Source organism: Geobacillus uzenensis (assembly GCF_002217665.1).
Classification (GTDB): domain Bacteria; phylum Bacillota; class Bacilli; order Bacillales; family Anoxybacillaceae; genus Geobacillus; species Geobacillus subterraneus.
This window is the reverse complement of sequence record NZ_NEWL01000006.1, coordinates 234,008-260,893: the sequence shown is the minus strand read 5'-3', so window position 1 is coordinate 260,893 and position 26,886 is coordinate 234,008. Positions and strand designations below refer to the sequence as shown.

The following is a 26,886-nucleotide window of genomic DNA, read 5'->3' as shown; positions in this document are numbered from 1 at the left end:
TGAGCGCCGCCGGGCTTGAATGTTTTTTAAGCGGAGAAAAATGGGCCGGTTTTACGCGTTCGCACGCAACAATAGAAGGGAGCGAACGGAAAGGAGGGCGATCGGACAAATGAAACCGAAGTTATCGCAATGGAAAGAGCTGCTTGCCGCCCGGCATAAAAGGAAAACGGAAAGCGAAGAAAGTAAAGGAGAAGCGGGCGAACGTGAGGCGACAGATGTGCCGTTTGCTGACGTTTGGCGCGAATACGGGGTTAAGCCGTATTGGTTTGCCGGTGATTATTGCCTCATCCGGGAGACGGTGCACCCGCTTGATTACGAGCGCGGCCGCTACCGGCTCGGGGCGCTGTATGACGTGCACCGGCGCTGGCAGGAAGCAGCGTTTTCCCATCCGCTCTCGTGCCGCGGGTTTTCTGTTGGCGACTTATTCTTTTTTGATACGGAAACGATGGGGCTCTCAAGCGGAGCGGGAACCGTCATGTTTTTGCTCGGCCATGCCCGCGTCCTTGATGATCGGGTCATCGTCCGCCAGCACGTGTTGCCGCATCCGGGGGCGGAGGTGGCGCTGTATCAAAGCTTTTTATCGGATGTCGACTATACGACGCTCGTGACGTATAATGGAAAAGCGTTTGACTGGCCGCGGCTGAAAACGCGCCATACCCTTGTCCGCGATCTAGTGCCGAAACTGCCGGCGTTTGGTCATTTTGATTTGTATCACGCCGCCCGCCGCTTATGGAAAGACAAGCTCGATTCGCTTCGCCTAGCGGAGGTGGAGCGGCATATTCTTCATATCGAGCGGGATGATGATGTCCCCGGCTTTTTAGCGCCGATGATTTATCAAGAATTTTTGCAAACACCTCATCCGGAGCGGCTCATGCCGGTATTGCGCCATAACGAGCATGACGTGTTGTCGCTCATTGTGCTCTACGTTCATTTATCGATGCAGCTGCTTGAAGCGGCGCAGCTCTCTGATCCGAGGGAACAGCTGGCCGCCGCCCGTTGGTTCGAAGCGGTCGGGGAAACAGCGGCCGCTCGGTGCGTGTATGAACAAGCGAGCGGCAAAGAAGCAAAGGAGGCGGAGGCGGCGAAATGGCAGTTGTCGCTTTTACACCGGAGAGAAAAACGTTACGAAGAGGCGGCTGCCATTTGGCGCGACTTATTCGATCATGGGAGCGGCCTTTGGAAGGTGAAGGCCGGTCTTGAGCTTTCGAAAGCATATGAGCACCATTTCCGCAATGCGGCTGAAGCGCACCGCTATGCCGCTATGGCGTATGAAGCATGGCGGTCGCTTGCTGAGGCGAGCCGGCAAGGCATAGAGGAGGAACAGGAATGGCGCAAGCGGCTCGAGCGGCTGGCGCGCAAGAAGAATGGGGTGGGGAAATGAAACGCTCATTTCCCTGGCAAGCGCAAAATGTGACAGAAAAATGAAAAATTGTGCCTTTTTGCTGCGAATCTTGTAGAAAAAACAAAAAATGTGTACAATGGCATCGGAATGAACGAAAACGATGGCAGGGAGAAGAGCACAATGCGGAGCATGTACAAAAAAATTTTGTACCTCTTTTTTATTGTTGTCGGCTTGACGTTTGTCGTGTTCAATTATGTGTATTAACGCGGCGGCCTCTGAACGTTTTCCTAAGTGCAGCTATGGCGGGGCCGGGCTATGCAGCGCTCCGGGCCGCAAGGTGGGGGAATAGATGCGGTGCGGCTGTACAACAGGCATAAAATGGGTATCTATACTAGTACGAGTCCGTCCTGTTCATCATAGGCTAGTATTGTCAATCAACAGCCTAGACGATGAAAGGAGAAGGATGTCATGCATTGCCCACCATATGTGACGGCGCCGATCGTCCATCCGCCTCGATGCTGTGTCCAACACCATTTCCAAGCAACGATTGTGCCGCATATTCATCCGTCGCACACAACGCACGTTTATCATCATTTGTATGAGCATCGTCATTATTTCCCGCACACGGAATCGGCCGTTGCTCAGGCCGCCAGCCGGCACTTGTACTGTCCGGGACCGATGCCGCCGTTTCCGGTTGGCTACTAGACGTGAAAACAGAAGCCGCTTTGTCGGCTTCTGTTTTTTTGCGGTGGACAGCTGGCGCTGCCGGCCGCGCCGTCCTAGCGAGGAAACGGTTTTCCGGTGCAGGCAGAAAGTCCCGTCAGGCTGTCCGCTCCCGCGGCTTAGGCAAGGTAAACGTCAATTGACAACCGGCGTAATTTCTGAAAAAATAAAGGAAAGATGATTGTTGAATGCGGATTGAGGTGAAAAGCCATGTCAGCCAATCAGGTGAAACTGACGCCGAAAGACATTTTGGAAAAAGAATTTAAAGTAAGCATGCGGGGGTATAACCAAGACGAAGTGGATCAATTTTTGGACATCGTCATTAAAGATTACGAGGCGTTTCAGCAAGAGATTGACGAGCTGCGCCAAGAAAATGCCCGGCTGAGGCGGCAAGTCGAGGAGCTGCAAAAGCGGCCGGCCACACCGGCAGGGACGACGAACTACGATATTTTGCAGCGCCTTTCCAACTTGGAAAAACATGTGTTTGGCCGAAAACTGTATGAATAGGCGGCTGGGCGAACAAGGTCGGTATATACAAGTTCCAAATTTTTTCTCTTGATCTCATTCGGAAAATCGACTATACTGTAAGATGCTTGCAGCGTTAATCATGTTCGGGTAATCGCTGCGGCCGATTTTGGCCGTAGAGGAAAGTCCATGCTCGCACGGTGCTGAGATGCCCGTAGTGTTCGTGCCTAGCGAATCCATAAGCTAGGGCAGTCTGGCTTCGGCTGGGCTGACGGCGGGGAAAGAACCTACGTCCGGATGCGGATATGGTTCGATTACCCTGAAAGTGCCACAGTGACGGAGCTCTAAGGGAAACCTTAGAGGTGGAACGCGGTAAACCCCACGAGCGAGAAACCCAAATGATGGTAGGGGCACCTTCCCGAAGGAAATGAACGGAGGGAAGGACAGGCGGCACATGCTGCCTGTAGATAGATGATTACCGCCGGAGTACGAGGCGCAAAGCCGCTGGCAGTACGAAGGTACAGAACATGGCTTACAGAACATGATTAACGTGGTGATGGAAGCGTGAAAAGCCCTCCTGCATGAAGGAGGGCTTTTCGTGTGCGTGGTTTTCACAGCTAAATGGATATAATGGAAGTATGTGCAATTAACGGAGATACATACCGTTTGCGAGGGGGAACAGAATGAAATCATTTTCCATCATCGCCACAGCCGCGATGGGGCTCGAGTCAGTTGTGGCCGAAGAAGTGCGCCGGCTCGGCTACGAATGTCAAGTGGAGAACGGCAAAGTGACGTTCGAAGGCGATGCGCTCGCCATTTGCCGCGCCAACCTTTGGCTGCGCGCTGCCGACCGTGTAAAGCTGAAGGTTGGTGAGTTTCGAGCGACAACGTTTGAGGAACTGTTTGAACAAACGAAGGCGCTGCCGTGGGCCGATTATTTGCCGAAAGACGCGGAGTTTCCGGTCATCGGGAAATCGGTGAAGTCGGCGTTGTTTAGCGTTTCCGACTGCCAAGCCATCGTCAAAAAAGCAATCGTCGAACGTTTAAAAGAGCGCTACCGTCTATCATGGTTCCCGGAAACCGGCCCGCTTTACCGCGTTGAAGTGGCCCTTCATAAAGATATTGCCACATTGACGATCGACACAAGCGGCGTCGGGCTGCATAAGCGCGGGTACCGCGCCCGCCAAGGGGAAGCGCCGCTTCGGGAAACGCTTGCCGCCGCGTTAGTGCTGCTCACGAACTGGACGCCGGATCGCCCGTTTGTCGATCCGTTTTGCGGTTCGGGCACGATCGCCATCGAGGCGGCGCTCATCGGCCAAAACATTGCTCCAGGGTTTAACCGCGATTTCGTTTCCGAGCAATGGCCGTGGATCGGGGAGTGCGCATGGGAGAAGGCGCGCCAAGAAGTGGAAGATATGGCGCGCTATGATGAGCTGCTCGATATTTGCGGGATTGACCTCGACCCGCAGATGGTGGAAATGGCTAGGGCGAATGCGGCCGAAGCGGGGTTGGCCGATCTCATTTCTTTTCAAACGGGACGGGCGGAACAGTTTCGGACAGACAAATCGTACGGAGTGATTGTCAGCAACCCGCCATACGGCGAACGGCTCGGCGAACAGCGGGAAGTCGAAGCCCTTTACCGTGCCATCGGCCGCGCCTTTGCCGCCTTAGACACATGGTCAGTGTACATTTTAACCGCCCATCGCGGCTTTGAAGCCCATTACGGGCGTCCGGCAACGAAGCGGCGCAAGCTGTTTAACGGTTTCATTGAGACGCATTACTATCAATATTGGGGGCCGCGGCCGCCGCGTCGAGGCTAGAAGTTGACTTCTCGATGGCCATCCATCATAATATTGTCTTGTTACTAGATATTGTCTTGTTACTAGAAGTAAGGCGCGCAACAGTGTGGTTGCGCGCTTATGTATGATGATGCCGGGGGAGTTTATGCCAATTGGAGGGGTGGCGGCGATGAGCCATAATCGTTATCCGTTTCTATTAGAAAAAAACGAAAACTTTTTTGATAAGCTGAGCCAGTGGATCGGCGATGTCTTTTACGATATTTTGCCGGAGGCCGGCTTTGAGCTGCGCGATGAGCAAATTTATATGGCGTTCCAGCTCGAGCGCGCATTTCGCGAGAAAAAGGTGATGTTCGCTGAAGCCGGAGTCGGCACAGGGAAGACGATCGTCTACTTGCTATATGCGATTTGCTATGCCCGCTATACCGGCAAGCCGGCTATCATCGCCTGCGCGGACGAGACGCTTATTGAGCAGCTCGTGAAAAAAGAAGGCGATATCGCCAAACTGTCCGATGTACTCGGGCTGCATATCGATGTCCGGCTGGCGAAATCGCCGGATCAATATTTATGTTTAAATAAGCTCGAAGAAGCGACTACATATGACGATGACGATATCGAGCTATATGAACGAATTTATGACGAGCTCCCAGCTTTCGTCCATGACAATAAAACAATGCAGTCATTTTATCGCTACGGCGATCGGAAAGAATACGCTCATTTAACGGACGAACAATGGAAAAAAATCGCCTGGGACCCGTTTCAAGATTGCTTTACGTGCGAAAAGCGCCACCGCTGCGGCCAGACGCTTTGGCGCGACTATTATCGGAAGGCCGCCGATTTGATCGTCTGTTCGCACGACTTTTATATGGAACATGTATGGACGTATGAGGCGCGTAAGCGGGAAGGGCAGCTGCCGCTCTTGCCTGAGGCGAGCTGCGTCGTGTTTGACGAGGGACACTTGCTTGAGTTTGCCGCGCAAAAGGCGCTTACGTACCGGATGAAGGAAACGACGCTTGAGATGTTGCTGACACGGCTTCTCGAAAACGATATTCGCGAAGAGCTCGCCTATTTAATTGAAGAAACCATCGAGACGAGCGGACGCTTTTTTGCCGAGCTGAAAGCGTGCGCGAAAGACGTCCCCGGCTCGAACCGGAAAGAAATTTCGCCGTCGCTGAAGCTCGAGCAATGGGCGGAGCGGCTGCGCGACCAAGTCGTTACAATCGGCAACGAGCTCGTGTTTGAAAGCGAAACGTATACGATTGACCATTATCAGCTCAATATCGTTGATGAATACTTAGACCAAATTCATTATTTGCTCGATTTGTTTTTAACGAGCGCCGATGCCATCGCATGGCTCGAGTCGTCGCGCCAAGAGGCGACGCTGGTCGTCATGCCGCGCACCGTGCAGGAAGTGCTGCGCGAAAAAGTGTTCGCGAAGCGCATGCCGTTTATCTTCTCATCGGCGACGCTATCGAACGGCAAGTCGTTCCAATATATGGCCGACAGCTTAGGCATTGATGAATATTTATCGTTCAGTGTGCCATCGCCGTTCGACTATGACGAACAAATGACGGTTTACATGCCGACGTTTCGCGCCGATGAGACGCTGTTTGCTGAAAAATACGCCTATGCGCTTGAAAAATTGCGTGAAACGGGCGGGCGGGCGCTCATCTTGTTCCCGACGCGCGAGGAATTGCTTCAGTTCAAAGAAATGGCAGCGGGCGAACCGTTTTCGTTTTTGTTTGAAGGTGATCGCGAGATAAGCGATTTAGTCGCCGAGTTCCAGCGCACCGAAGAGACGGTGCTTTGTTCGGAACATTTATGGGAAGGGCTGGACATTCCGGGACCGTCGCTGTCCAACGTCATCATTTGGTCGCTGCCGTACCCGCCGAATGATCCGGTGTTTCAGGCGAAGCGGAAGGCATACAGCGATTCGTTTTGGGACGTCGATGTGCCGTATATGCTTCTCCGTCTCCGCCAAGGGGTTGGACGGCTCATCCGCACGCGCGACGATCGCGGCATCGTCTCCATTTTTGTCACCGACCAGGAAGACAAGCAGGTGATCGCTGCGATCAAAGACGTCTTGCCGACGTCCGTGAGGGAAGAATAGCATTCTTCCCTCTTTTTTTGCCCCAAAACGGCGTTTCTTCGCGATCAAGGAGGAAAAGAGCACCTAGTTATGGAAATGATGATAGGGCCATCCAAAGCGAATAGGGGGACTGAGCATGGTGAAGCGAATAGAAGAACAGTTTTTGCAGTATGTCAAAAAAATGATGGGGTATCATGAGGCCATCAATTTAATGTATTGGGATTTGCGGACCGGCGCTCCGAAAAAAGGGGTGGAGCAGCGTTCCGAAGTGATCGGCATGCTGTCGGAAGAAGCGTTTAACATGTCAACGTCAGAGGAAATGGCAGCGTTTATCGCCAAGCTGTCACCGAAAGGGATTTACGAACAGCTTGATGAAGTGACGCGGCATACGCTCAACGAATGCAAAAAAGAATATGAACGAAATAAAAAGATTCCGGTCGAGGAGTATAAGCAGTATGTTGTGCTCTGCTCAAAGGCGGAAAGCGTGTGGGAAGAAGCGAGAGCGGCCGCTGATTTTGACCGTTTTCGTCCGTATTTGGAACAAATCATCGAGTTTCAGCGCCGCTTTATCGGCTATTGGGGGTATGAAGGGCATCCGTATAATACGCTGCTCGATCAGTACGAGCCAGGCATGACGGTCGAGTTGCTTGACGGATTGTTCGGTCAATTGTGCGAGCGCATCGTTCCGCTTGTGCACGCCATTTCTGCTGCCACCGATCAGCCGGATACATCATTTTTATTTGCGACGTTTCCAAAGGAAAAGCAGCGCGCCTTTCTGTTGGAGCTGCTTGTCGAACTCGGCTACGATTTCGGAAAGGGACGGCTTGACGAGACGATTCATCCGTTTGCAATTGGACTCAATCCGAATGATGTCCGCATTACGACACGTTACGATGAACGCGATTTCCGCACCGCTGTTTTTGGCACGATCCACGAGTGCGGCCACGCGCTGTATGAACAGCACATTTCTGCAACACTTGTCGGCACACCGCTCGCGAGTGGGGCGTCGATGGGCATTCACGAATCGCAGTCGCTTTTTTTTGAAAATATGATCGGCCGCCATCTGTCGTTTTGGAAACGGCATTATCCGCGTTTGCAGCGATACGCGCCGGAACAGTTTGCAGGCGTTTCGCTTGATGCGTTTTACCGGGCGATCAATGAGGTGAAGCCGTCGTTGATTCGTATTGAGGCTGACGAACTGACGTATCCGCTTCACATTATTGTTCGGTATGAAATAGAAAAGCAGCTGTTTGCTGGAGAGATTGAAGCTGCTGATTTGCCGGACGTATGGAACGAGAAATACGAACAGTATCTCGGCATCCGCCCGCACAACGATTCGGTCGGTGTTTTACAGGACGTCCATTGGTCAGGCGGCAGCTTCGGCTATTTTCCGTCGTACGCGCTTGGCTATATGTACGCGGCGCAATTCAAACAAGCGCTTGAAAAAGAGCTGGATGTTGCCCGATTGCTTGAGGAAGGGAACATCACACCGATTCGTGAATGGCTGACCGCCAACGTTCACCGGTTCGGCAAAACGAAAAAGCCGCTCGACCTCGTGCGCGATGCGACGGGCGAACCGCTGAAAGCCGATTACCTCATTCAATATTTGGAAGAAAAATATAAGGCGATTTACTGCTTATAAACGAATCCCCCCTCTTTAGCAGCGAAGAGGGGGGATGGCTTTACCATAGTTTGTATCCTTTCGACCCCGGCGGGGCGTTTTGGATAATGTCGATCAGCGGCACCGTATACGCGATCAAAATAAGCGCAACGACAAGGCCGATCCAAAGTTTCCAGTTTTCAAGCGCCAGTGCGGCCCGTTCCTGCGGGGCGGCCGCTTCGGCGACCGGAAATTCCGTTTCGCCTTTCGGGGCGAAAAATGCCAAGTTGATGACGATGACGAGAATGAGAATGATGCCGATGAATAAGATCGTTCCACCGACAGCTTGTGCGATTTGATACGGAATCCATTCGAGCGCCTGCGGCGAATTGCCGTACGTCGAGAACGCTGAACGTCTTGGCGCTCCAAGCAAGCCGGCAAAATGCATCGAGCCGGACATAAACGTCATCCCAACGGCCCAAACGATCGTTTGAATGATGGCGAGGCGGTTCATCGCCTTCGTCATCACCCGGCCGGTCAAATGCGGGATGAGCCAGTACGACGCACCAAAAAAGGTAAGGATGACAGTTGTAGCCACGGTCAGATGGAAGTGGCCGGTCACCCAAATCGTGTTATGGACGACTTGGTTGAGTTGATGCGAGGCGTTAATAATCCCGCCGGTGCCGGCCGGAATGAAAAACAGCATTCCGACAAACGGCGCGAAAAAGCGCGCATCTCCCCACGGCAGTTTCCGCCACCAGCCAAACAAGCCGGTTGCCCCTTGCGCGCGGCCATATGATTCAAACGTCGCAAACATGGCGAATGCCGTCATTAACGATGGAATGATGACCATAAACGTCAAGACGACTTGCACGTATTTCCAAAACGGCGAAATCCCTGGCTCGAGCAACTGATGGTGAAAACCAACCGGAATCGAAAAGAGCAAAAACAAGATAAATGCCAGCCGTGCGAGCGAATCAGAGAAGATTTTGCCGCCGATCACTTTCGGAATGACGGCGTACCAAACCATATACGCCGGCAGCAGCCAGAAGTAAACGAGCGGATGCCCGAAATACCAAAACAGCGTCCGGCTCAATAGCACGTTCACCCGGTCGGTGAGCCCAAGCGACCACGGAATAAGCTGAAAGACGACGGTCGCAGCGACACCGAGCGTGCAGACGAGCCATAATACCATATTTGTCACCGACATAAATGTCAACAGCGGGCTCGCTTCGCCGCGGTGCGCTTTCCGCCAGCGTGCATAATGGGCAAACATTGCAAAACCGCTCACCCAGCTGCCGACGACCACAAGCGTCAGGCCGATATAAAAGCCGGCGTGCGCTTGCAGCGGTGCATAAAATGTGTACAATACGGCCGCTTGCCCAGTAAGAATGAAAAAAGCGCTCATGGCCGTTCCGATCGTCATCATCCAAAAGCCGGTCCAGCCAAACCGGCGCGAACTGCTCGAAAGCGCTCCGGTCGTGCGGCAGACGGCAGCAAACTGAAAGCCGATAATGAAAAACGTCGTCAATACAAGACCAAGCAGGACGCCGTGCGTCGTTAAAATCGTATAATAGCTGATGCCGGCCGGCAGTTCAAACTTGCCGGAACGGACGAGCGTTTGCAACAGGCCGGCGAAGCCGCCTAATGCGAGAGCAACAAAAGCGACAGCTAAATGCGCCAGCGCCAGTTTGGCGTCGCGGCGATCGACTTTTTCCAACGATTGTACCATGTTACTCCACCACCTTAATGCGCGCCGTCATCATATGGTGGCCGGCGCCGCAATATTCATTGCAGAGAATCGTATATTCGCCGGGCTCATCAAACGTCGTCGTCAAACTGTTGACGTAGCCAGGTTCGACCATCATGTTGATGTTTGTTCCTGGAATTTGAAATCCATGGATCACATCCTTCGAGGTGACGTTAATCGTCACTTTCGCTCCTTTTGGAATTTCGATGGCATTTGGCGTAAAGGAAAACGCCGCGACAACAATGTTTAGTTCGTACTCGTTATTTCCTTTTTTGACAAGCCCAGGCTGATTGAATGGCGGGGTCGTGTCCACTTTCTCTGGATCGATCGTCGTCAGGTAGCTTGGCGGCTGCTGTCCGGCAGCGAAAGCGCTCACGCCGACGACGGTTAAAAAGACAACGAGACAGCCGATGCCGAACGTCAGCCAAATTTTTTCGTATTTATGAATGTGCATATCCAGTCCCTCCCTTGCCGCTTACAGGCGGTGTAAAAATAACAAGTAGACGCTGACCCAGGCGAAAATGATGAAAAAGCCGAGCAAAAACACAGACGCCAGCGTGCCGCCGAGCGCCGGCTCTTTCTCTTTTTTTGTTTGCCGGATCGTCGCGGTCGGTTTTGTCCACTCTGGTTTTGTCATGTTGTCTCCCTCCTCTTTTTTGAATTCATCCCCCATCACATCGGTGAGGCAGGCGCGCCAACCGGCGGATTTCCCTGCTTTGACACTATCATAACTGTAGGAAACTGTGGCAACAGTGACTTTTCTCACAAAAACGGCGCGGGAAGTTTGAACAAATGGTGACGATTGTGAAAAATGTATGAAAAAGATGGGAGGAAAAAGGAGCTGCAACGAATGATTGCTCTTCGGTCGGGTGCAACTATATAGATGCAACGAAGAAGTTGAACAGATCCTTGACGGAAAAGCGGTTTGTCCATTTTCGACTGACGGAGGACCGAACAACCCTTTGCTTCACAGACCCATCGATGGGCCTGGAAGCGGCGTTGTTCGGTCGCCCGACAGTCGGGTCAAATCTTCGGAAAGGATGCAAATGGTAAAGCTTCAAATTGCGTCTATATAGAAACGGTTTTGTTCTTAACTGGGTGAAAAATCAAACCGGCGGATTCGTATCAGCAAAGGAATAAAAACGAATAATCCATATTTTTTATACTTTAACGTTCGTCTTTTTAGCAAAAAACGCTTCTCAACTGCCGCTGGTCATGGTATACTGCTAATAACTGAATCACGCTGACTCACTCATATAATCGCAAGAATACGGCTTGCGAGTCTCTACCAGCCGACCGTAAATCGGCTGACTATGAGTGGCAATGTCGGAAGGGAGTCGGCCATGGCCGCTTTGCGCCTTCTGTTTGCTTTTGGCTTAAAAGACATTGCCTGACTCATGGAATGGGTGAGGCCGGTGTTTTTTAAGCTTTTTTTATTGGAGGGAATCGGTATGCGCGAATTGCTCGAAAAAATTGTCGCTGAAGGGGAGGTTGTCACGGACGGAGTGCTCAAAGTCGACCGCTTCTTAAACCATCAAGTCGACCCGCATTTGATGAAGCGGATTGGGGAGGAGTTCGCCGCCAAGTTTCACTGTGAGCGGCCGACGAAAGTGCTGACGCTTGAGTCATCGGGCATCAGCCCGGCACTTATGGCTGCCTATGAACTTGGTGTTCCTCTTGTCGTTGCACGCAAGCGGCGTCCGTTGACGATGACCCGTGAAGTGTATCGCGCAGAAGTGTATTCTTTTACGAAAAAGGAAACGAACGAGATCATTGTTTCCAGGCCGCTACTGGATAGCAGCGACCGGGTGCTGATTATCGACGACTTTTTAGCCAACGGTCAAGCGGCGCTCGGGATGGTGGAAGTCGTCCATCAAGCAGGAGCGGATGTCGTTGGCATCGGCATTGTCATTGAAAAAGCATTTCAAGACGGCGGCCGGCTGCTTCGTTCGCGCGGATTCCGCGTCGTTTCGCTCGCTCGCATCGGCTCGCTTACGGATGGCGTCATTCGATTTCACGAAGGGGTGATGAACGGATGAAAATGAAATGGTGGCAAGTCGGGTCATTAGGCATCCAGCACGTGTTGGCGATGTACGCCGGGGCGATCGTCGTCCCGCTTGTCGTCGGCGGTGCGCTTCAGCTGTCGGGAGAGCAGCTTACGTATTTAGTGGCCGTTGACCTATTGACATGCGGCATCGCGACATTGCTGCAAGTATGGAAAAATAAGTGGTTTGGCATCGGCTTGCCGGTTATGCTCGGCTGTACGTTTACAGCGGTGGGGCCGATGATCGCCATCGGCGGGCAATACGGAATGCCGGCCGTGTATGGGTCGATCCTTTGCGCCGGACTTGTCGTCGTGCTCATCAGTCCGTATTTCAGCAAGCTGCGGGCGCTGTTCCCGCCGGTTGTCACCGGTTCGGTTGTCACGGTGATCGGCTTGACGCTCATCCCGGCGGCCGTGAACAATATGGCTGGGGGGCAAGGGGCGAAGGATTTCGGCGCCCCGGCCAACTTGGCGTTGTCGTTTGGCGTGCTCGCGCTCATTGTTGTGCTCTACCGCTGCTTCAAAGGCTTCGTTCGCTCCATTGCCATTTTGCTTGGGATGGCCGTCGGCACCGCTGCCGCGGCGGCGATGGGAAAAGTGGACTGGACGGCTGTCACCGAAGCGTCGTGGGTTCATCTGCCGCAGCCGTTTTATTTCGGTGTTCCGTCGTTCCATGGCCCGGCCGTCTTGACGATGGTGTTGGTTGCCATCGTCAGCCTCGTCGAATCGACCGGCGTCTACTTCGCTTTGTCTGACATTTGCCGCCGCCGGCTGACGGATGAGGATTTGGCGGGCGGCTACCGCGCCGAAGGGCTGGCAATCATCGTCGGCGGGTTGCTGAATGCGTTCCCGTATACGACATACTCACAAAACGTCGGCCTCGTTCAATTGTCAGGCGTGAAAACGCGAAACGTCATTTACGCCGCCGCTCTGTTTCTCATCTTGCTTGGATTTGTGCCGAAAATCGCGGCTGTGGCGACAATCATTCCAGCCCCAGTGCTCGGCGGGGCGATGCTCGCCATGTTTGGCATGGTCATCGCCTACGGCGTGAAAATGTTAAGCCAAGTTGACTTGACGGTGCAAGAAAACTTGCTCATTATCGCCTGCTCGATCGGCGTGGGGCTCGGGGTGACAGCGGTGCCGAACTTGTTTGCTGAACTGCCGGCCGGCCTCCGCATTTTGACGGATAGCGGCATCGTCGCTGGCAGCATGACCGCTATCCTCTTAAACGCCGTCTTCCATCTCGGCAAGGCGAGAAAATCAGCTACCTTGCCGCTGCAGGAACAAAAAATCTCGTAAACGTGTGAAGGTCATCGATTTCATCGCCGTCTTCGTCTCCCGCGATCAGCTTGGGAAACGAAGATGGCTTTTTGTTCGCGTGTCGATTCGTAGAGAAAAGAGTAGAAGATGGTGGAAGCGCAATGATATAATGGAAAGGGAAAAGGAGGTGAAACCGTGGACGAATGGGTGGTGCGCCTGTTTGACGAGCTGCGGCAAATGCGGGCGGAGATGGCAACGAAGGCCGACATCGCCCGAGCGAATGAGCGCATCGAGCGGTTTGAACAGACGATGACTGCGGTGAAAAAAGACGTGGCGCAGACGAACGAACGCATCGGGCAGCTGGAACAAACGGTGGTGGCCATGCGGGAGGACGTGGCGTCGTTGGATGTGCGCGTCGGGCGCATAGAAGAACGCGTTGAGCACATGGACGCGCGCATCGGGCGCATAGAAGAACGCGTTGAGCACATGGACGCGCGCATCGGGCGCATAGAAGAACGCGTTGAGCACATGGATGTGCGCGTCGGGCGTATGGAAGAACGCGTCGAGCGCGTCGAGCAGACGATGGCGACGAAAGAAGACGTGGCGCAGACGAACGAACGCATCGGGCAGCTGGAACAAACGGTGGTGGCCGTGCGGGAGGACGTGGCGTCGTTGGATGCGCGCGTCGGGCGCATGGAAGAACGCGTTGAGCACATGGATGTGCGCGTCGGGCGTATGGAAGAACGCGTCGAGCGCGTCGAGCAGACGATGGCGACGAAAGAAGACGTGGCGCAGACGAACGAACGCATCGGGCAACTGGAACAAACGGTGGTGGCCGTGCGGGAGGACGTGGCGTCGTTGGATGCGCGCGTCGGGCGCATGGAAGAACGCGTCGAGCGCATCGAGCAGACGATGGCGACGAAAGAAGATGTCGCCGAATTGCCGTTCATTCGGCAAGCCGTCGTGGAGACATTAGAAACGCTTCGAGACGTGTTAACGATCAAGCAAACCGTTGCCCAAACGCAGCAGAAAATCGATGAAATCATCACCGGACAAGCTAGGCAAGAGCTCGTTCTTCAATCCCTCGCGTTGCATCTACTTGAGCATGAGAGCGAAATCCGCGCTTTGAAAGCGAAATAACGCTAAACATCTCAGTTAAACTCCTCGCTTGAGACGGTTGTTCTTCCTGAAAAGACAGGCCGGCTTTGTCCGCGCCTGTTTTTTGCATGTTCCCGCCCTTTTGGATGATCAGCGGTTTCCAAATGATAAGACACACGGGATGCCTGTTTGTCTGCATACAGTTTGCTTGCTTGCGCATCCTAAACGAAAAGAGGAACAAACCGAGGTGTTTGTATGCCGACCCTTTTATCGATCGGCACGGCAAAGATGCCATATATCGTTTCCCAAGACGAAGTGAAGCGGCATGTCGCCGGTCTGTTTGCCGGACGCCTCGCGCGCGCCGAGCGGTTGCTGCAGGCGTTTGACAACGGCGGCATCGGTACGCGCACGTTTGTTAAGCCGCTTGTTTGGTACAGCGAGCCACATGGTTTCGGGGAGAAAAATGAGGTGTACATCGACAGCGCCGTTCGCTACAGCGGCGAGGCAGCCAACAACTGTTTGCATAATGCTCCCGCCGGCCCGGTTCCGCATGAGGCGGTCGATGCGCTGTTTTACATCTCAACGACCGGTTTGTCCACGCCAAGCATCGAGGCGCGGCTGATGAACGTACTGCCGTTTTCTCCTTCCGCCGTGCGGGTGCCGGTTTGGGGGCTTGGCTGTGCGGGCGGGGCAGCGGGCCTTGCTCGGGCGGCCGATTATTGCCGGGCGTTTCCGAAGGCGAAGGCGCTTGTGATTGCCGCTGAGTTTTGCAGTTTGACATTTCAGGCGCACGACTTATCAAAAAGCAATGTGATCGGCACATCGCTTTTTTCCGACGGTGTGGCCTGCGTGCTTGTCGCCGGCGATGAAGCAGCGCCAAACAGCGGCGCGCCGCGCATCATCGCCGCCCGGTCGGCGCTGATGCCCCGCTCGGAGGACGTGATGGGGTGGGATATTCGCGATGAAGGGCTGTTTGTCGTCTTTTCAAAAGACATTCCGTCGATCGTCCGCGCATGGCTGCGCCCCCAAGTGGAGTCGTTTTTGCAGGAGAACGGGCTGAGTCTTCGCGACCTTCGCTATTTTATCGCTCACCCGGGCGGGAAAAAGGTGATGGAGGCGTACGAAGAAGCGTTCGGGTTCGACATGGAACAGACAAAGGCTTCCAGAGAGGTGCTGGCCCGATATGGCAATATGTCGTCAGCCACCGTTTATTTCGTGCTTGAGGAAGTGATGCGGCAGCCGCTTGCGCCCGGGTATGGGCTGCTCGTCGCCCTCGGTCCCGGCTTTAGCGCCGAGATGGTGCTGCTCAAATGGGAGGGATGATGATGCGGTTTGCCTTCGTATTTTTTGCGGTGGTCGGGATGCGTTTGTTTGAGCTTTGGCTTGCGAAACGAAACGAACGGTATGTGAAAGCGCTCGGGGCAAAAGAGGTTGGCGCCCGCCATTATCCGTGGATCGTGTTGATGCATGTGCTCTTTCTTTTGTCGCTGGCTGTGGAGGCGCTTCGAAAAGGCGCCCGCCCGTCGCGGCGCTGGCCGCTTTTGTTTCCGCTCTTTCTCGCCGTCGAAGGGCTGCGCGCATGGACGATTTTGTCGCTTGGCCGCTTTTGGAATACGAAAATTTTGATTGTTCCCAACCGCCCGGTCGTGAAAAAAGGACCATACCGGTGGATTCGTCATCCGAACTATGCGGTCGTCGTTTTGGAGATCGCGTTGCTGCCGCTTTTGTTTCAGGCGCCTATGACCGCGCTCGTATTTTCACTTCTTAACGCGCTTATGTTGTCCGTTCGCATTACGGCTGAAGAGCAGGCGCTGTCGGCGTTTACCGATTATGAGGAAGCGTTTCAGGAGCGGCCGCGTTTTTTGCCGCCGCTAAGAAGAAAAACAGCCGCGCGCATGTAAGGCTGCGTGAAAGAGCAGCGGCCGCTCTTTTGCGGTTAATGCAAAAGAAAACAAGAATGTTTCTGATCAACTCCTTCCTGCCAAACGAACGGGGCGGGATTTTTTTGTTTTTCTATTGGGAAACGGGACGAAATACAGTAAAATGAATGTAAACGATATTGACGCAAGCAAGGGGTTTTGGTCATGGGACATGTTGCGACTGCGCGGTCGTCATTGCGGCCGTGGCTGGCGAAAATGATCGAAATGTATGAGCAGCTTCGGGAGGCCAATGACAAAGAAAATGCCGACAAAGTGAAGCAGCTTATGGAAAAGACGGCGTCCGGAGAGCTTGTTGTCGCGTTTTGCGGCCATTTCTCCGCCGGCAAATCGAGTTTGATCAATGCGCTGCTCGGCGAGCCGCTATTGCCGTCAAGCCCGATTCCGACGAGCGCCAATCTTGTGAAAGTGAAGGCCGGCCGGGATTATGTGCGCGTTTTTTACCACCGCGATGCGCCGGTCGAGTACGAACCGCCGTATGATCCGGACCTTATCCGCGCGCAATGCCGCGACGGGGAGACGATCGAATGGATTGAAATCAGCCGCGAAACGGACGCCATTCCGCCGGGAGTCGCCATCTTGGACACGCCGGGCATCGACTCGACGGACGACGCCCACCGGCTGGCGACCGAGTCCGCGCTCCATTTAGCCGATGTCGTCTTTTATGTCATGGATTATAACCATGTACAGGCGGAATTAAACTTTCAATTTACGAAACAATTAACGGATGAAGGGAAAACCGTCTATTTGATCATCAACCAAATCGACAAACATCGGGAGGACGAGCTGCCGTTTGCTGCGTTTCGCGCCTCGGCGGTTGAGGCGTTCCGGCGATGGGGAGTCGAGGCGGCCCGCTTGTTTTTTCTCTCGTTAAAAGCGCCGACCCATCCGCATAATGAATGGCATGAGCTATCAGCTTGTTTGCGCCGGCTGTTTGCGGATAAAGATGAATGGCTCGTCCGCGGCGCTGAAGCCGGGTTAAACGGAATCGCCGCCCGCCATTTCGAACAGCTTTGCGCCCGTCATGAGCCGCTTGAACAAGAGATGCGCATGCAGCTTCAGGAGCTCGGCGGCGCCGGGGATGAAGCGGCGGCCATGGAGGAGCTCAGACGGCTGGAGGCGGAGCTTGTCGATTGGCAAACGGCGCCGGCACGGGCTGAAGAGGCTTTTCGCGTCGAACTGGAGCGCGTGCTGCAAAACGCCTACTTGATGCCGTTTGAGACAAGAGTGCGGGCTGAAGCGTACTTGCAGGCGATGCGGCCCGATTTTAAAGTTGGATGGTGGTTTGCGAAGACAAAAACAGAAGAGGAGCGCCAGCGGCGGCTCGATGCGTTTTACGAAAGCGTCAAAGCGCAAGCGGAGGCGCAAATCGAATGGCACGTCCGCCAGTTGCTTCTTCGGTTTGGAAACGAATGGAACGCTGAGCACGCTTGGCTTGGCAAGTGCCAGCAATGGACGGTGGGGTGGGAGAAAGGGCTGCTCGCCGGTCTCGTTAAACAAGGCGCGGATACAAGCGGCGCGGCGCTATTAAACTATACGGACGAGGTCGCTGCGGCGCTGAAAAAAGGTTACCGCGATTCGGCGCTTGCTTTGTTTGCTGAGCTCGCGGACCAAGTTGCCAAACAGGCAGCCGCTCACACGGAAGCATTGAGCAGCGAACTTTCGAAGGCGCGCGAAAAAGCGGAGCTTATCAGCCGCCTCGCCCGCCTCAAAGCCGAGCGGGAAGAGCGCCAACGCGCGTTTAGGCAGCTCATCGCCGCCCCGGGCGATGCCGCAGCGCTTGATGAGAACCGCCTTGCCGCGCTGACCGCGCCGCCTGATTTCCGCAAGGCGCGCCATGTGGAAACGGCAAAACAGCAAGCCGCAGCTGCGCCGGCAGCTGATCATGCCGTCAAAGAGCAAGCGCTCGGTCGGAGAGGGGGGGCGGCTGGCGGCGGAGTGGAGAACGAAAGAACGGGGGAATCCCGTACGCCGTCAGCCGGTGGAAAGCGGCGAAGCGAACAGGCCGCCGGCCGGCTTGATGAAGCGGCAGCTTACCTTGAACAAACGGATTTGCTGCGCCGTTTCGCCGCCCCGTTGCGCGACAAGGCGCGCCGGCTCCGTGAGCGCGCGTTTACGGTCGCTTTGTTTGGCGCTTTCAGCGCCGGCAAGTCATCGCTTGCCAACGCCTTGCTCGGCGCACCGCTTTTGCCGTCCTCGCCGAACCCGACGACCGCCGCCATCAGCAAAATCGCGCCGCCTGACAAGGAACATCCGCACGGTACGGCGATCGTGAAAGTGAAAAGCGAACCGCAAATTTGGGCTGATGTGCAAGCATCGCTCAGCCAGTTCGGCCATGCGGCGAATACTTGGGAGGAAGCGCTTCGCATTTGCGCCCGCCTCGCTGAGTCTGGGGCCGAACATCCGGCGCAAAAGCCGCACGTTGCTTTTTTGGCGGCCGCTGCGGCCGGCTATGAGCGGATGTGCGGTCGATTTGGGGCAACGCTGTCGATCCGTTTCGAGGAGCTGGAAGAGTATGTGGCGGATGAAGCGGTGTCGTGTTTCTTAGATGAGGTCGTGCTGTATGCCGACTGTCCGCTCACCCGCCAAGGAGTGACGCTTGTCGATACGCCGGGAGTTGATTCGTTAAACGCCCGTCATACCGGAGTGGCGTTCCATTATATGAAGCATGCCGATGCGCTGCTGTTTGTGACATACTACAACCATGCGTTTTCGAAAGCGGACCGCGAGTTTTTGCTTCAGCTCGGGCGCGTCAAAGATGCGTTTGCCCTTGACAAAATGTTTTTCATCATCAATGCGGCCGATTTGGCCCAGTCGAAAGAAGAACTTGATGCTGTCGTCGCCTACATGAGCGGTGAGCTCGCCCGTTTTGGCATCCGCTTTCCGCGCCTTTATGCGCTCTCAAGCCGCATGGCGCTGGCGGAAAAAACAGGGGCGGAGCCCGGACCGCGCGGCGTCTTGACGGACTCCGGCTTGCCTGCCTTTGAAGCGGACTTTTTCCGCTTCTTGACAGAGGAGCTGGCCGAGGTGGCGGTCGAGGGCGCCTACGCCGAGCTCGAGCGGGCGTATCAGACGGCGGCGGAATACGCGCGGGCCGCCGGGCAGAGCGAGGCGGAAAAAGCGGCGAAGCGGCGGGAGCTTGAGGCGGTTAAGGCCAAAATGCGCACCGTGCTCGCCGATGCCGGCGATGCCTACGGCCGACAAGCGCTCAGCCAAGAAGTCGACGAACTGCTTTATTACGTGAAACAGCGCGTCTTTTTCCGCTTGAACGACGCGTTTAAAGAGGCGTTTAATCCGGCGGTGCTCCGCGACGATCAAGGCCCGGTGCGGCGGGCGCTTGAGCGTTGCCTCGATGAGCTGCTGGCGTCCGTTGGCTTTGATTTGGCGCAAGAGCTGCGGGCGACGAGCTTGCGGGTTGAGGCGTTTTTGCATAAACGGCTTGCCGAGCAGTTCGCCCGTCTGACTAACGAGCTTCGCCGCCTTGATGAGGCGCTCGCCCTCGTGCTGCCGGAGCCGTTTGCCTTTGCGGCGCCGGAGTTCGCCAACGCCTTTAGCGATGTGGATCGGGCGCGGTTTGCCAAGGCGCTTTCGCTCTATAAAAACGCAAAATCGTTTTTTGAACGTGATGAGAAGCGGCGGATGAAAGAAGAGATGGAAGCAGCGCTCGTTGAGCCGGTGGATCGATATTTGGCCGAGCAAAAAGAGCGGCTCGTCTCCGCATACGCCAAGCAATACGAGGCTGCCGCCGCCGCGCTTGCCGCCGCGCTCGCCGACCAGGTCGACAGCTATATGGACGGTTTCATGGCGGCGCTCGCCGAAACGGCGGACTCCGAGGCGCTCAACCGAATCGAAGCGGCGCTTTTCGGCCTTCTTTCGAGGGAAGACCGGGAGGCGCGCCGATGAACCGGTTTCATGCTTGTGCGACATGCATCCACTACGGCATCGAAAAACGGGCCGACGGGCTCTACACGTATTGCCGCCGGCTTGGCTATGCGACGAAACCGAACTACCAGTTCAACTGCTGGACGCCGAAACCGAACGTCCAGCGTTTGATGGAAAAAGAAGCAAGAAAGGACGAGAACGATTGAGTGAAGTGCATCAAGCGATTACCGCCCACGTACAAAAACAGCATGCCGTCTTGAAAAAGTTTGCCATGCTCGACGCCGAGCGCGAGCGGCATATCGAAGAAGCGGTCGAGCGGTGCCGCCGCGGCGAGCCGTTTACGGTCGAGCTGATCAACGAAGTGACGAAACAAATGAACGAGCTGGCTAAAGGCGGCCTCGTGCCGACGCGCAAGTACGTAACGCCAGAAATGGTGCGCGACTATGTGAGCCGGCTTGAAGGGAAGCGACCGTAACAGCAAGGAACATATCAGACGGCCGTTACGCTAGAGCCCATAGGGATGGCGGCCGACTGGCGCGCATGAATCCCGTGGGCAGGTTGATCGGCAGGCAAAACGAAAAGGGGGAGAAGAACATGGCGTCTCTTGTTTCCCACGAATGGCTGCACGCCCATTTGTCCGAGGAAAACATCCGCGTTCTTGATTGCCGGTTTTGGCTCGGTGACCCGTCTAAAGGCGCATCCGTTTACCGAGACGATCATATTCCCGGTGCAGTGTATATGGATTTGGAGCGCGATTTGTCCGGTCCGGTGTCGGAGCATGGCGGACGTCATCCGCTGCCATCGGCCGCTCAAGCGGCCGCCGTGTTTGGCCGCGCCGGCATCGATGAAACGGTGACGGTCATCGTCTACGATGATCAAGATGGGGCGATGGCCGCGCGCTGTTGGTGGCTGCTTCGCTATTTCGGCCATGAGCGCGTTTACGTGTTAGACGGCAATTACAGCGAATGGAAAAGGAAATGGCGCCCGGTGACGGACGCTATTCCTGCGGTAGCGCCGCGGCGGTTTCAGCCGCGGCCCGACCGATCATGGCTCGCAACGGTTGAGGATGTGCGCGCCGCTGTGCGCAACCGCTCGGCCGTGCTCATCGATTCGCGCGAGTGGAAGCGGTACGCCGGCTTAGAAGAACCGATCGACCGCCGTCCCGGCCGCATTCCGGGAGCGGTGCACCGGTTTTGGAAAGATGGGGTGGAAGAAGACGGCTACTGGAAACGCGCAACCGATCAAGCGGCGCGCTTCGCCGACCTTGACCGCGGTACGCCGTTGATCGTCTACTGCGGCTCCGGTGTCACCGCCTGTCCGAACGTGCTCGCCTTAAAAGAAGCCGGCTACCGAAATGTCCGGTTGTATGTCGGCAGTTTCAGCGACTGGATTTCCTACCCGGATCATCCGGTCGAAACGGGCGATCCATCATCTTCTGCATAAGTGTTTTCTAAACGTCTAGCTACGAACGCTTGGGCCTGCGCATAGTTTTTCTCCGGCGGGCGATACTATGCGTGAACCGACTGAACAAGAGGAGGAGAGCGCATGGGCCGGACAAAGCTCGGCAATGCTAATGCCCAACGAAACAACAATGCGAAAAAGAAAAACGGCTTTAACGAATGGACGAGCGAATTCGCTTCCTACGCTGAAGTGGAAGCGGAAAAAATGAAAAATGACCATAAGAACATCCGGTAACGACGAGGGCGCGCCCCTCGTTTTTTGTCGTGAGCAGCAGCGTTGGCAAAGACAAACGTATGTGCTATAATCATGGACAGAACGGCAAAGGGCGCTGGACGCGAAGCGGGGCGCTGGCCGGCAGGGAGGGAAAAAGGTGCGAAAATGGTTGCTCGTTCTTTTGTTTTTAGCCGTCACCGGCTACGGCCTTTGGGATGCGATGGCCGCCGAGAAACCGAATGGGACAAGCGAAACCGAAATCGGCCCGGAAATCGGCCATGCAGCCCCCGACTTGACGATGCCGACGCTTGGCGGCGAGCCGGTCAAGCTGTCCGATTTGCGCGGCAAGGCGGTCGTCCTTAACTTTTGGACGTCATGGTGTCCGCCGTGCAAAAAGGAAATGCCGGAGCTTGAGAAGTTTTACAAACAGCATGGCCGTGAAGTCATGTTGCTCGCTGTCCATTTGACCACACAAGACACGCTCGATAACGCGGAGCGATTTGTAAAAAGCGGGAAGCTGACGCTGCCGGTCGCTTTCGATGTCCGCGGCGAGGCGCTCCATCAATATCGGGTTCAAACGATTCCAACGACGTATATCATCGATCCGAACGGCGTCATCCGGCAAAAAATCGTCGGTCCGGTGACCGCCGCTCAGCTCGAGAAAGAAACAGCGCTCTTTCGTTAACCATCAGCTGGTTTTAGCGAAAGGGCTTTTTTCTTGATTCGTTATTTTTCGAAAAGTTGTCATAATTTTTATCTTTTTTGGGCATGAATAGGATTACAATAAAAATGAGGGGAGGTTGGAGCGATGAGACGATCCCGCAAAATGACTCTCCAAGAATTGATCAGCGAGAATAAGCGACAATTGTTAAATGACCGGGAAGCGCTCGAAAAGATCGAGAAAAAGCTGGAAGAGCGGATGCTCAAGAAAGCAGAATAACCCATGCATAGCGGTCCTCCGGGCGGACAGACTAGATGGCGAGGAGGCGAAGATGATGAGCAATCCGAAAGGAAGCCGCAAACATTTTGTGCCGAACCATATCGGAACACAGCCTCGCGCCGCTGGGGGAAACAAAGGCAAACAAATGCAAGACCAATCCGGCCAGCACGCCCAAGTCATCCAAACGAAGGGTGAATGAACCGAAACTCGCGTGAAGGAGGAAGCGTCATGCCACGTCCGAAACCGGATGACCGCAGCGACAACGTTGAAAAGTTGCAAGATATGGTGCAAAATACAATTGAAAACATCGAAAAAGCCGAAGAAACCATGCAGTTTGCTTCCCCCGAAGAGCGGGAGCAAATTCGCGAGAAAAATCGCCGCCGCGAGGAAGCGATTGCCGCCATGCGCGCGGAAATTAAAGATGAAGCGGCTGCACGTGAACACGGCTACCAATAACCGAAGCTGCCCGAATCGGGCGGCTTCATTTTTTCTGCTTGCCGCTTGAGCCGGCGGACGGACGAGTGGTAACATAAAGAGGAGGCCCGGCAAAAAATGGAGGGAGAACGAACGTGAAAGTAGCAGAAAAACAAATCGAAGTGCGCTATGCGGAAACGGACCAGATGGGCGTCGTTTACCATGCGAACTACTTAGTTTGGATGGAAGTGGGGCGCACGGAGTTAATCAAACAGCTTGGCTTCCATTATGCCGAGATGGAGAAAGAGGGCGTCATTTCGCCGGTCATCGACTTGCAAGTGTCGTACAAAAAACCGCTTCACTACGGGGAGACGGCGACCGTCCGCACATGGATCGACGCTTATGACGGCATCCGTGTCACGTATGGCTACGAAATTCTCGCCCCGGACGGCGAAGTGGCGGTGACCGGCAAGTCGCAGCACGTTTGCGTCAGGCGCGAGACGTTTCGGCCGATCGTCATTCGCAAATATTTTCCCGACTGGCACGAAGCGTACGAGCGGGCGAAACGGTAAAGGGGAGCGGTGCGATGGCGTTTGGCATCCGCCGGCATGAACTCGCGGCGTGGAAAGAGAAAGTAAAGCGCGGGGAAATCGCCTTTTTGACCCATTATTGGTATGACGAACGGTTTCCGCATTGCACGACGGTGACGAAAGTCGGCTGCGGCGACATCGATAAGCTGGCCGCTTGGGGGCGGCAATACGGGCTGAAAGAAGAGTGGATCGACCGGCGCAACGAGTTTCCGCACTTTGATTTGCTCGGTGAGACGCAAGTGCGCATTTTGCGGCAAGAAGGGCGGCTTGATGAGCTGGAACGGTTGACGAAACGGGGGAAGAAGGGATCATGATCGATTTGGCAGCAGTGAAAGAAATGGCGAAACATACGTTAATCGACACGCTCGGCATCGAACTGGTCGAGCTCGGCGAAGGACGCGTCGTGGCGACGATGCCGGTCGATCGGCGCACGCACCAGCCGGCCGGACTCCTGCATGGCGGCGCCTCGGTCGCGCTCGCTGAAACGGTGGCGAGCATCGGCGCGTATGCGCTTGTCGATCCGCAAACAGAAAACGTCGTTGGATTGGAAATTAATGCAAACCATATTCGCGCTGTCCGCAGCGGAACGGTGACGGCAACGGGAACAGTGCTGCACCGCGGCCGGACGACGATGGTGTGGGATATACGCATCACCGATGAACAAGGGCAGCTCGTCTGCGTCTCCCGCTGCACGATCGCCATCATTCGAAAAAGCTAGCGCCAAGGCTAGCTTTTTCGCCGTTTATTGGAGCAAAAATACCGGTTCATCGCCTTTTTCGTCCAAATCGATCGTCAAATCGTGCCCGTCAAAATACCATTGGTCGCTATCTTCGACAAAAAAGGTCACGCCATCAACCGTCGTCTGCGCCGCTGGCTCTCCTGCCGGCTCGTCTTTCGCCATGCCGAGCGAAAACCCTTTTTGCACGGTGCTGCATCCCCCGTAGCGGGCGAAAAAGCGAATCGCATCGCCCGGCTTCAATCCGAGCTCCCGCTTGTACCAATCAAACGCTTTTTTCGTGATCACAATGTTCATGGCTTCCCCTCCTCACTTGTTTATTATAAGCGAATAGGCGGCGGCCGGTAAAACGATTGTGTGAACATTGGCTGACAATGTCAGGTTCAAACGCTTTCCACAAAGTGGTGGCCTCTTGCCTTCACTCGCCTGAGTAAAATAGCGGATGGCGGCAAACAGTAATAGCGAAGGAGGTGAGGACGGTGAATAAAAAGCGGCCATTTGCGCTAAGCTACGAATCCGACGGGGTGATGGGGAAAAACAGCAAAACACATCCGCACCGCTCGGAACGACAACCAACCGGCAAACAAGCGCCCGATTTTTTCAACACGACGCCATCAAGTGAATAAGGCAGCCGGAACAGCAATGGGTTTTGATGAATAAAGTAGCCAGTAGGCTGCTTTTTTTTATGGCAGCTACTATACAAATGGGCCGGTCCGCGCTATCATTATTTGAGGGATATTTTTTGAAAGGAGTGGCGTTTTCGTATATGAGTAGTTCAAGCTCGAACGAACCGGAACCCGAATATAGCGGGGAACGCGGCCTGTTCCTTTTCTCGCCCGCTGCTCATCATACGAAAACGGGCTCCGGACGGAAAGGAAGAGCCGCCGCCTTCCTCGCGTGAAAAGGAGGAAGGATGCTAGATGATGAAAATGTATTTGTCCGATGCCAGCGGCAAAATGCGGGAAATCGACCGGATTGAAAACGGCTGCTGGATCAACCTCGTCGCCCCGACGGAGGACGAAATTCGTTACATCGCCCACCATTTGGACATTCCGATCGACTCGATCAAAGACGCACTTGACGACGAAGAGCGGTCGCGCATCGAAAAAGAGGATAACCATGTGTTGATTATCGTCGACATCCCGATCGTCGCCCATGACGAGATCGACGGCCCGATATACGAAACGATTCCGATTGGCATGATTATTACGAATATATGCTTTATCACCGTCTGTTTACAAGAAAATCCGATTTTTGAGGAATTTTCAAAAAACAAGATCAAAAACTTTTACACGTTTATGAAAACGCGGTTCGCCTTGCAAATGCTCTACATGATTTCGACGTATTATTTGCGCTATTTGAAGCAAATCAACCGGCGGACGAGCGAAATCGAAAAAGAGCTGCACCAGTCGATGAAAAACAAGGAGCTGTTTTCGCTTCTTAGCATGGAAAAAAGCTTAGTGTATTTTATGACGTCGCTGAAAGCGAACAATATCGTCATGGAACGGCTCATGCGCCTCAACTATTTGCGCATGTACGAAGATGACCAAGATTTGCTGCAAGACGTCATTATTGAAAACAAGCAGGCGATCGAAATGGCGGAAGTGTACAGCAGCATTTTAAGCGGCATGATGGATGCGTTCGCTTCGGTCATCTCGAACAACTTAAACATCGTGATGAAGTTTTTGACTGCCATTACGATCGTCATTTCGTTGCCAACGATGGTGGCGAGTTTTTACGGCATGAACGTGCCGATTCCGTTCCAGCACTCCCCGTACGCCTTTGCCGTCGCCATGGTGCTCGCCGGTTCGCTGTCGGCGGCGACCGCGTACATTTTTTGGAAAAAACGATATTTTTGACGGTCGAACGAATTCTCGTCAGCAAACACGTATTTCGGCTGGCAATATGAACGGCTGCCCTGTCATTGGGGCAGCCGTTTTTGCTTGCGGGCCGCGACGCCGCCGGAGAGGATAAACTTCATTGCTTCTTCCGGCGAGATGTCGATGACTTCGACCTGCTCTTTCGGGACGAGAAGGGTAAGCCCGGCGACTTGAAATGTCTGTGGAATATAAACAGCAACATAATCAGCAAGCGGATCGTGCCACGCGCCGACATCGTCCATTGTAATAAAGCCGAGGCATTTCCAGCCGCTCTCGGGCACCGTAACGAGCACGACTTGCGAAAATGACCGTTTTTCCCCGACGAAGGAAGCGATCGTATCTTTCGCGACCGAATAAACGGTCTTCATCAAAGGAATGCTTTCAAGCAACCGCTCGACAAGCCGAATGAGGCGGCCGCTTACATATTGCGTCGACAGCCAGCCGCACACCGTGATGAGCGCAACCGTGGCGAGCAAGCCAAGGCCGGGGATGTAGCGGCCGTCCAAATACGGGCGGACGTACTGGCCAAGCAGCCCGTCCAATACAGCGAACACTTTGTAGCACACATACACCGCTAACAAAATCGGCACGATCGTCAGCATGCCGTTTACAAAATTTTTCACAAAAAAGCGCATCCGTTCTCCTCCCTTTCCTTATGTCTTCTCT

General features: G+C 54.6%; 30 protein-coding genes, 1 other RNA gene and 1 riboswitch. Of the genes, 26 read left to right on the top strand and 5 right to left on the bottom strand.

Going from position 1 to position 26,886, the window contains the following annotated elements; translation table 11 throughout:
- Positions 1-109: 109 nt before the first annotated feature.
- From B9L21_RS08760 to B9L21_RS08730, 7 genes are all read left to right on the top strand, one after another.
- A complete protein-coding gene (locus B9L21_RS08760; protein WP_063166045.1) occupies positions 110-1,381 on the top strand; it encodes a ribonuclease H-like domain-containing protein in 1,272 nt (423 codons plus the stop codon).
- Positions 1,382-1,810: 429 nt separating this feature from the next.
- Positions 1,811-2,047: a CotD family spore coat protein gene (locus B9L21_RS08755; RefSeq protein ID WP_063166044.1), complete on the top strand. Its 237-nt coding sequence runs from the start codon at positions 1,811-1,813 to the stop codon at positions 2,045-2,047.
- A gap of 228 nt (positions 2,048-2,275) precedes the next feature.
- Positions 2,276-2,572: a cell division regulator GpsB gene (gene gpsB, locus B9L21_RS08750; protein WP_063166043.1), complete on the top strand. Its 297-nt coding sequence runs from the start codon at positions 2,276-2,278 to the stop codon at positions 2,570-2,572.
- Between the two features lie 100 nt (positions 2,573-2,672).
- Positions 2,673-3,070, top strand: an RNA gene (gene rnpB, locus B9L21_RS08745) — RNase P RNA component class B.
- A gap of 143 nt (positions 3,071-3,213) precedes the next feature.
- Entirely contained in the window at positions 3,214-4,350 is a 1,137-nt protein-coding gene (locus B9L21_RS08740) for a THUMP domain-containing class I SAM-dependent RNA methyltransferase (RefSeq protein ID WP_063166042.1), read from the top strand.
- Between the two features lie 148 nt (positions 4,351-4,498).
- Positions 4,499-6,436, top strand: a complete 1,938-nt coding sequence (locus B9L21_RS08735) for an ATP-dependent DNA helicase (RefSeq protein ID WP_063166041.1) — start codon at positions 4,499-4,501, stop codon at positions 6,434-6,436.
- 115 nt (positions 6,437-6,551) lie between these two features.
- A complete protein-coding gene (locus B9L21_RS08730) occupies positions 6,552-8,057 on the top strand; it encodes a carboxypeptidase M32 (protein ID WP_063166040.1) in 1,506 nt (501 codons plus the stop codon).
- 40 nt (positions 8,058-8,097) lie between these two features.
- Here B9L21_RS08730 and B9L21_RS08725 read toward each other — a convergent pair whose 3' ends face one another.
- From B9L21_RS08725 to B9L21_RS08715, 3 genes are read right to left on the bottom strand one after another with little or no spacing between them, the layout of a single operon-like run.
- Entirely contained in the window at positions 8,098-9,747 is a 1,650-nt protein-coding gene (locus B9L21_RS08725) for a b(o/a)3-type cytochrome-c oxidase subunit 1 (protein ID WP_063166039.1), read from the bottom strand.
- 1 nt (position 9,748) lies between these two features.
- The gene (locus B9L21_RS08720; protein WP_063166038.1) at positions 9,749-10,219 is read right to left on the bottom strand and encodes a cytochrome c oxidase subunit II; all 471 of its coding nucleotides are present in this window, start codon (positions 10,217-10,219) and stop codon (positions 9,749-9,751) included.
- A gap of 21 nt (positions 10,220-10,240) precedes the next feature.
- Positions 10,241-10,402, bottom strand: a complete 162-nt coding sequence (locus tag B9L21_RS08715; RefSeq protein ID WP_047818297.1) for a hypothetical protein — start codon at positions 10,400-10,402, stop codon at positions 10,241-10,243.
- A 595-nt stretch (positions 10,403-10,997) separates the two neighbouring features.
- Positions 10,998-11,099: riboswitch (purine riboswitch) on the top strand.
- Between the two features lie 117 nt (positions 11,100-11,216).
- On the opposite strand from B9L21_RS08715, the gene B9L21_RS08710 reads away from it, so the two are divergent.
- The 17 genes from B9L21_RS08710 to B9L21_RS08635 all read left to right on the top strand — a co-directional run bounded on the left by B9L21_RS08710 (position 11,217) and on the right by B9L21_RS08635 (position 24,322).
- Positions 11,217-11,804, top strand: coding sequence for a xanthine phosphoribosyltransferase (locus B9L21_RS08710; RefSeq protein WP_063166037.1), 588 nt, complete (start codon positions 11,217-11,219; stop codon positions 11,802-11,804).
- Positions 11,801-13,108 (top strand): nucleobase:cation symporter-2 family protein, encoded by a 1,308-nt coding sequence (locus tag B9L21_RS08705; RefSeq protein WP_063166036.1) that lies wholly within the window; start codon positions 11,801-11,803, stop codon positions 13,106-13,108. The genes B9L21_RS08710 and B9L21_RS08705 overlap by 4 nt, the downstream gene beginning before the upstream one ends.
- A gap of 156 nt (positions 13,109-13,264) precedes the next feature.
- Positions 13,265-14,209, top strand: coding sequence for a hypothetical protein (locus B9L21_RS08700; protein ID WP_063166035.1), 945 nt, complete (start codon positions 13,265-13,267; stop codon positions 14,207-14,209).
- Between the two features lie 213 nt (positions 14,210-14,422).
- Positions 14,423-15,490 carry a type III polyketide synthase gene (locus B9L21_RS08695; RefSeq protein ID WP_063166034.1) on the top strand — a complete coding sequence of 356 codons (1,068 nt, stop codon included), beginning with the start codon at positions 14,423-14,425 and terminating at the stop codon, positions 15,488-15,490.
- Complete coding sequence (locus B9L21_RS08690) at positions 15,487-16,068, top strand: isoprenylcysteine carboxyl methyltransferase family protein (protein WP_063166033.1); 582 nt, start codon at positions 15,487-15,489, stop codon at positions 16,066-16,068. The genes B9L21_RS08695 and B9L21_RS08690 overlap by 4 nt, the downstream gene beginning before the upstream one ends.
- A 183-nt stretch (positions 16,069-16,251) precedes the next feature.
- Entirely contained in the window at positions 16,252-20,007 is a 3,756-nt protein-coding gene (locus B9L21_RS08685) for a dynamin family protein (RefSeq protein WP_063166032.1), read from the top strand.
- Positions 20,004-20,192: a hypothetical protein gene (locus B9L21_RS08680; protein WP_063166031.1), complete on the top strand. Its 189-nt coding sequence runs from the start codon at positions 20,004-20,006 to the stop codon at positions 20,190-20,192. The genes B9L21_RS08685 and B9L21_RS08680 overlap by 4 nt, the downstream gene beginning before the upstream one ends.
- Positions 20,189-20,461 carry a YpbS family protein gene (locus B9L21_RS08675; RefSeq protein ID WP_063166030.1) on the top strand — a complete coding sequence of 91 codons (273 nt, stop codon included), beginning with the start codon at positions 20,189-20,191 and terminating at the stop codon, positions 20,459-20,461. The genes B9L21_RS08680 and B9L21_RS08675 overlap by 4 nt, the downstream gene beginning before the upstream one ends.
- A gap of 119 nt (positions 20,462-20,580) precedes the next feature.
- Complete coding sequence (locus tag B9L21_RS08670) at positions 20,581-21,429, top strand: sulfurtransferase (protein WP_063166029.1); 849 nt, start codon at positions 20,581-20,583, stop codon at positions 21,427-21,429.
- Between the two features lie 102 nt (positions 21,430-21,531).
- On the top strand, positions 21,532-21,681 hold the full coding sequence (locus tag B9L21_RS17640; protein WP_008879304.1) for a hypothetical protein: 150 nt from the start codon (positions 21,532-21,534) through the stop codon (positions 21,679-21,681).
- Positions 21,682-21,817: 136 nt separating this feature from the next.
- Positions 21,818-22,345, top strand: coding sequence for a TlpA family protein disulfide reductase (locus tag B9L21_RS08665; protein ID WP_063166028.1), 528 nt, complete (start codon positions 21,818-21,820; stop codon positions 22,343-22,345).
- A gap of 123 nt (positions 22,346-22,468) precedes the next feature.
- Positions 22,469-22,600 (top strand): FbpB family small basic protein, encoded by a 132-nt coding sequence (locus B9L21_RS08660; protein WP_011231055.1) that lies wholly within the window; start codon positions 22,469-22,471, stop codon positions 22,598-22,600.
- Positions 22,601-22,655: 55 nt separating this feature from the next.
- On the top strand, positions 22,656-22,799 hold the full coding sequence (locus B9L21_RS08655; protein WP_011231056.1) for an acid-soluble spore protein N: 144 nt from the start codon (positions 22,656-22,658) through the stop codon (positions 22,797-22,799).
- A gap of 29 nt (positions 22,800-22,828) precedes the next feature.
- Positions 22,829-23,056: a small acid-soluble spore protein Tlp gene (gene tlp, locus B9L21_RS08650; protein ID WP_063166027.1), complete on the top strand. Its 228-nt coding sequence runs from the start codon at positions 22,829-22,831 to the stop codon at positions 23,054-23,056.
- 113 nt (positions 23,057-23,169) lie between these two features.
- Positions 23,170-23,586: an acyl-CoA thioesterase gene (locus tag B9L21_RS08645; RefSeq protein WP_063166026.1), complete on the top strand. Its 417-nt coding sequence runs from the start codon at positions 23,170-23,172 to the stop codon at positions 23,584-23,586.
- Between the two features lie 14 nt (positions 23,587-23,600).
- Complete coding sequence (locus B9L21_RS08640) at positions 23,601-23,918, top strand: hypothetical protein (RefSeq protein ID WP_063166025.1); 318 nt, start codon at positions 23,601-23,603, stop codon at positions 23,916-23,918.
- On the top strand, positions 23,915-24,322 hold the full coding sequence (locus tag B9L21_RS08635; RefSeq protein WP_063166024.1) for a hotdog fold thioesterase: 408 nt from the start codon (positions 23,915-23,917) through the stop codon (positions 24,320-24,322). Before B9L21_RS08640 ends, B9L21_RS08635 begins: the two co-directional genes overlap by 4 nt.
- 24 nt (positions 24,323-24,346) lie before the next feature.
- On the opposite strand, the gene B9L21_RS08630 is transcribed toward B9L21_RS08635, so the two are convergent.
- Entirely contained in the window at positions 24,347-24,637 is a 291-nt protein-coding gene (locus B9L21_RS08630) for a HesB/YadR/YfhF family protein (protein ID WP_063166023.1), read from the bottom strand.
- 182 nt (positions 24,638-24,819) lie between these two features.
- Here B9L21_RS08630 and B9L21_RS17635 point away from each other — a divergent pair, with 182 nt between their 5' ends.
- Both B9L21_RS17635 and B9L21_RS08620 read left to right on the top strand, forming a co-directional pair.
- Complete coding sequence (locus B9L21_RS17635) at positions 24,820-24,966, top strand: hypothetical protein (RefSeq protein WP_168157885.1); 147 nt, start codon at positions 24,820-24,822, stop codon at positions 24,964-24,966.
- Between the two features lie 294 nt (positions 24,967-25,260).
- Complete coding sequence (locus B9L21_RS08620) at positions 25,261-26,199, top strand: magnesium transporter CorA family protein (RefSeq protein ID WP_063166022.1); 939 nt, start codon at positions 25,261-25,263, stop codon at positions 26,197-26,199.
- 62 nt (positions 26,200-26,261) lie between these two features.
- Here B9L21_RS08620 and B9L21_RS08615 read toward each other — a convergent pair whose 3' ends face one another.
- Positions 26,262-26,855 carry a DUF502 domain-containing protein gene (locus tag B9L21_RS08615; RefSeq protein ID WP_063166021.1) on the bottom strand — a complete coding sequence of 198 codons (594 nt, stop codon included), beginning with the start codon at positions 26,853-26,855 and terminating at the stop codon, positions 26,262-26,264.
- Between the last annotated feature and the right edge of the window lie 31 nt (positions 26,856-26,886).

Excerpts from the sequence above, each read along its gene's own strand:
- B9L21_RS08760 (WP_063166045.1), top strand. The coding sequence starts at position 110 with ATGAAACCGAAGTTATCGCAATGGAAAGAGCTGCTTGCCGCCCGGCAT.
- B9L21_RS08755 (WP_063166044.1), top strand. The coding sequence starts at position 1,811 with ATGCATTGCCCACCATATGTGACGGCGCCGATCGTCCATCCGCCTCGA.
- gpsB (WP_063166043.1), top strand. The coding sequence starts at position 2,276 with ATGTCAGCCAATCAGGTGAAACTGACGCCGAAAGACATTTTGGAAAAA.
- B9L21_RS08740 (WP_063166042.1), top strand. The coding sequence starts at position 3,214 with ATGAAATCATTTTCCATCATCGCCACAGCCGCGATGGGGCTCGAGTCA.
- B9L21_RS08735 (WP_063166041.1), top strand. The coding sequence starts at position 4,499 with ATGAGCCATAATCGTTATCCGTTTCTATTAGAAAAAAACGAAAACTTT.
- B9L21_RS08730 (WP_063166040.1), top strand. The coding sequence starts at position 6,552 with ATGGTGAAGCGAATAGAAGAACAGTTTTTGCAGTATGTCAAAAAAATG.
- B9L21_RS08725 (WP_063166039.1), bottom strand. The coding sequence starts at position 9,747 with ATGGTACAATCGTTGGAAAAAGTCGATCGCCGCGACGCCAAACTGGCG.
- B9L21_RS08720 (WP_063166038.1), bottom strand. The coding sequence starts at position 10,219 with ATGCACATTCATAAATACGAAAAAATTTGGCTGACGTTCGGCATCGGC.
- B9L21_RS08715 (WP_047818297.1), bottom strand. The coding sequence starts at position 10,402 with ATGACAAAACCAGAGTGGACAAAACCGACCGCGACGATCCGGCAAACA.
- B9L21_RS08710 (WP_063166037.1), top strand. The coding sequence starts at position 11,217 with ATGCGCGAATTGCTCGAAAAAATTGTCGCTGAAGGGGAGGTTGTCACG.
- B9L21_RS08705 (WP_063166036.1), top strand. The coding sequence starts at position 11,801 with ATGAAAATGAAATGGTGGCAAGTCGGGTCATTAGGCATCCAGCACGTG.
- B9L21_RS08695 (WP_063166034.1), top strand. The coding sequence starts at position 14,423 with ATGCCGACCCTTTTATCGATCGGCACGGCAAAGATGCCATATATCGTT.
- B9L21_RS08690 (WP_063166033.1), top strand. The coding sequence starts at position 15,487 with ATGATGATGCGGTTTGCCTTCGTATTTTTTGCGGTGGTCGGGATGCGT.
- B9L21_RS08685 (WP_063166032.1), top strand. The coding sequence starts at position 16,252 with ATGGGACATGTTGCGACTGCGCGGTCGTCATTGCGGCCGTGGCTGGCG.
- B9L21_RS08680 (WP_063166031.1), top strand. The coding sequence starts at position 20,004 with ATGAACCGGTTTCATGCTTGTGCGACATGCATCCACTACGGCATCGAA.
- B9L21_RS08670 (WP_063166029.1), top strand. The coding sequence starts at position 20,581 with ATGGCGTCTCTTGTTTCCCACGAATGGCTGCACGCCCATTTGTCCGAG.
- B9L21_RS17640 (WP_008879304.1), top strand. The coding sequence starts at position 21,532 with ATGGGCCGGACAAAGCTCGGCAATGCTAATGCCCAACGAAACAACAAT.
- B9L21_RS08660 (WP_011231055.1), top strand. The coding sequence starts at position 22,469 with ATGAGACGATCCCGCAAAATGACTCTCCAAGAATTGATCAGCGAGAAT.
- B9L21_RS08655 (WP_011231056.1), top strand. The coding sequence starts at position 22,656 with ATGAGCAATCCGAAAGGAAGCCGCAAACATTTTGTGCCGAACCATATC.
- tlp (WP_063166027.1), top strand. The coding sequence starts at position 22,829 with ATGCCACGTCCGAAACCGGATGACCGCAGCGACAACGTTGAAAAGTTG.
- B9L21_RS08640 (WP_063166025.1), top strand. The coding sequence starts at position 23,601 with ATGGCGTTTGGCATCCGCCGGCATGAACTCGCGGCGTGGAAAGAGAAA.
- B9L21_RS08635 (WP_063166024.1), top strand. The coding sequence starts at position 23,915 with ATGATCGATTTGGCAGCAGTGAAAGAAATGGCGAAACATACGTTAATC.
- B9L21_RS08630 (WP_063166023.1), bottom strand. The coding sequence starts at position 24,637 with ATGAACATTGTGATCACGAAAAAAGCGTTTGATTGGTACAAGCGGGAG.
- B9L21_RS08620 (WP_063166022.1), top strand. The coding sequence starts at position 25,261 with ATGATGAAAATGTATTTGTCCGATGCCAGCGGCAAAATGCGGGAAATC.
- B9L21_RS08615 (WP_063166021.1), bottom strand. The coding sequence starts at position 26,855 with ATGCGCTTTTTTGTGAAAAATTTTGTAAACGGCATGCTGACGATCGTG.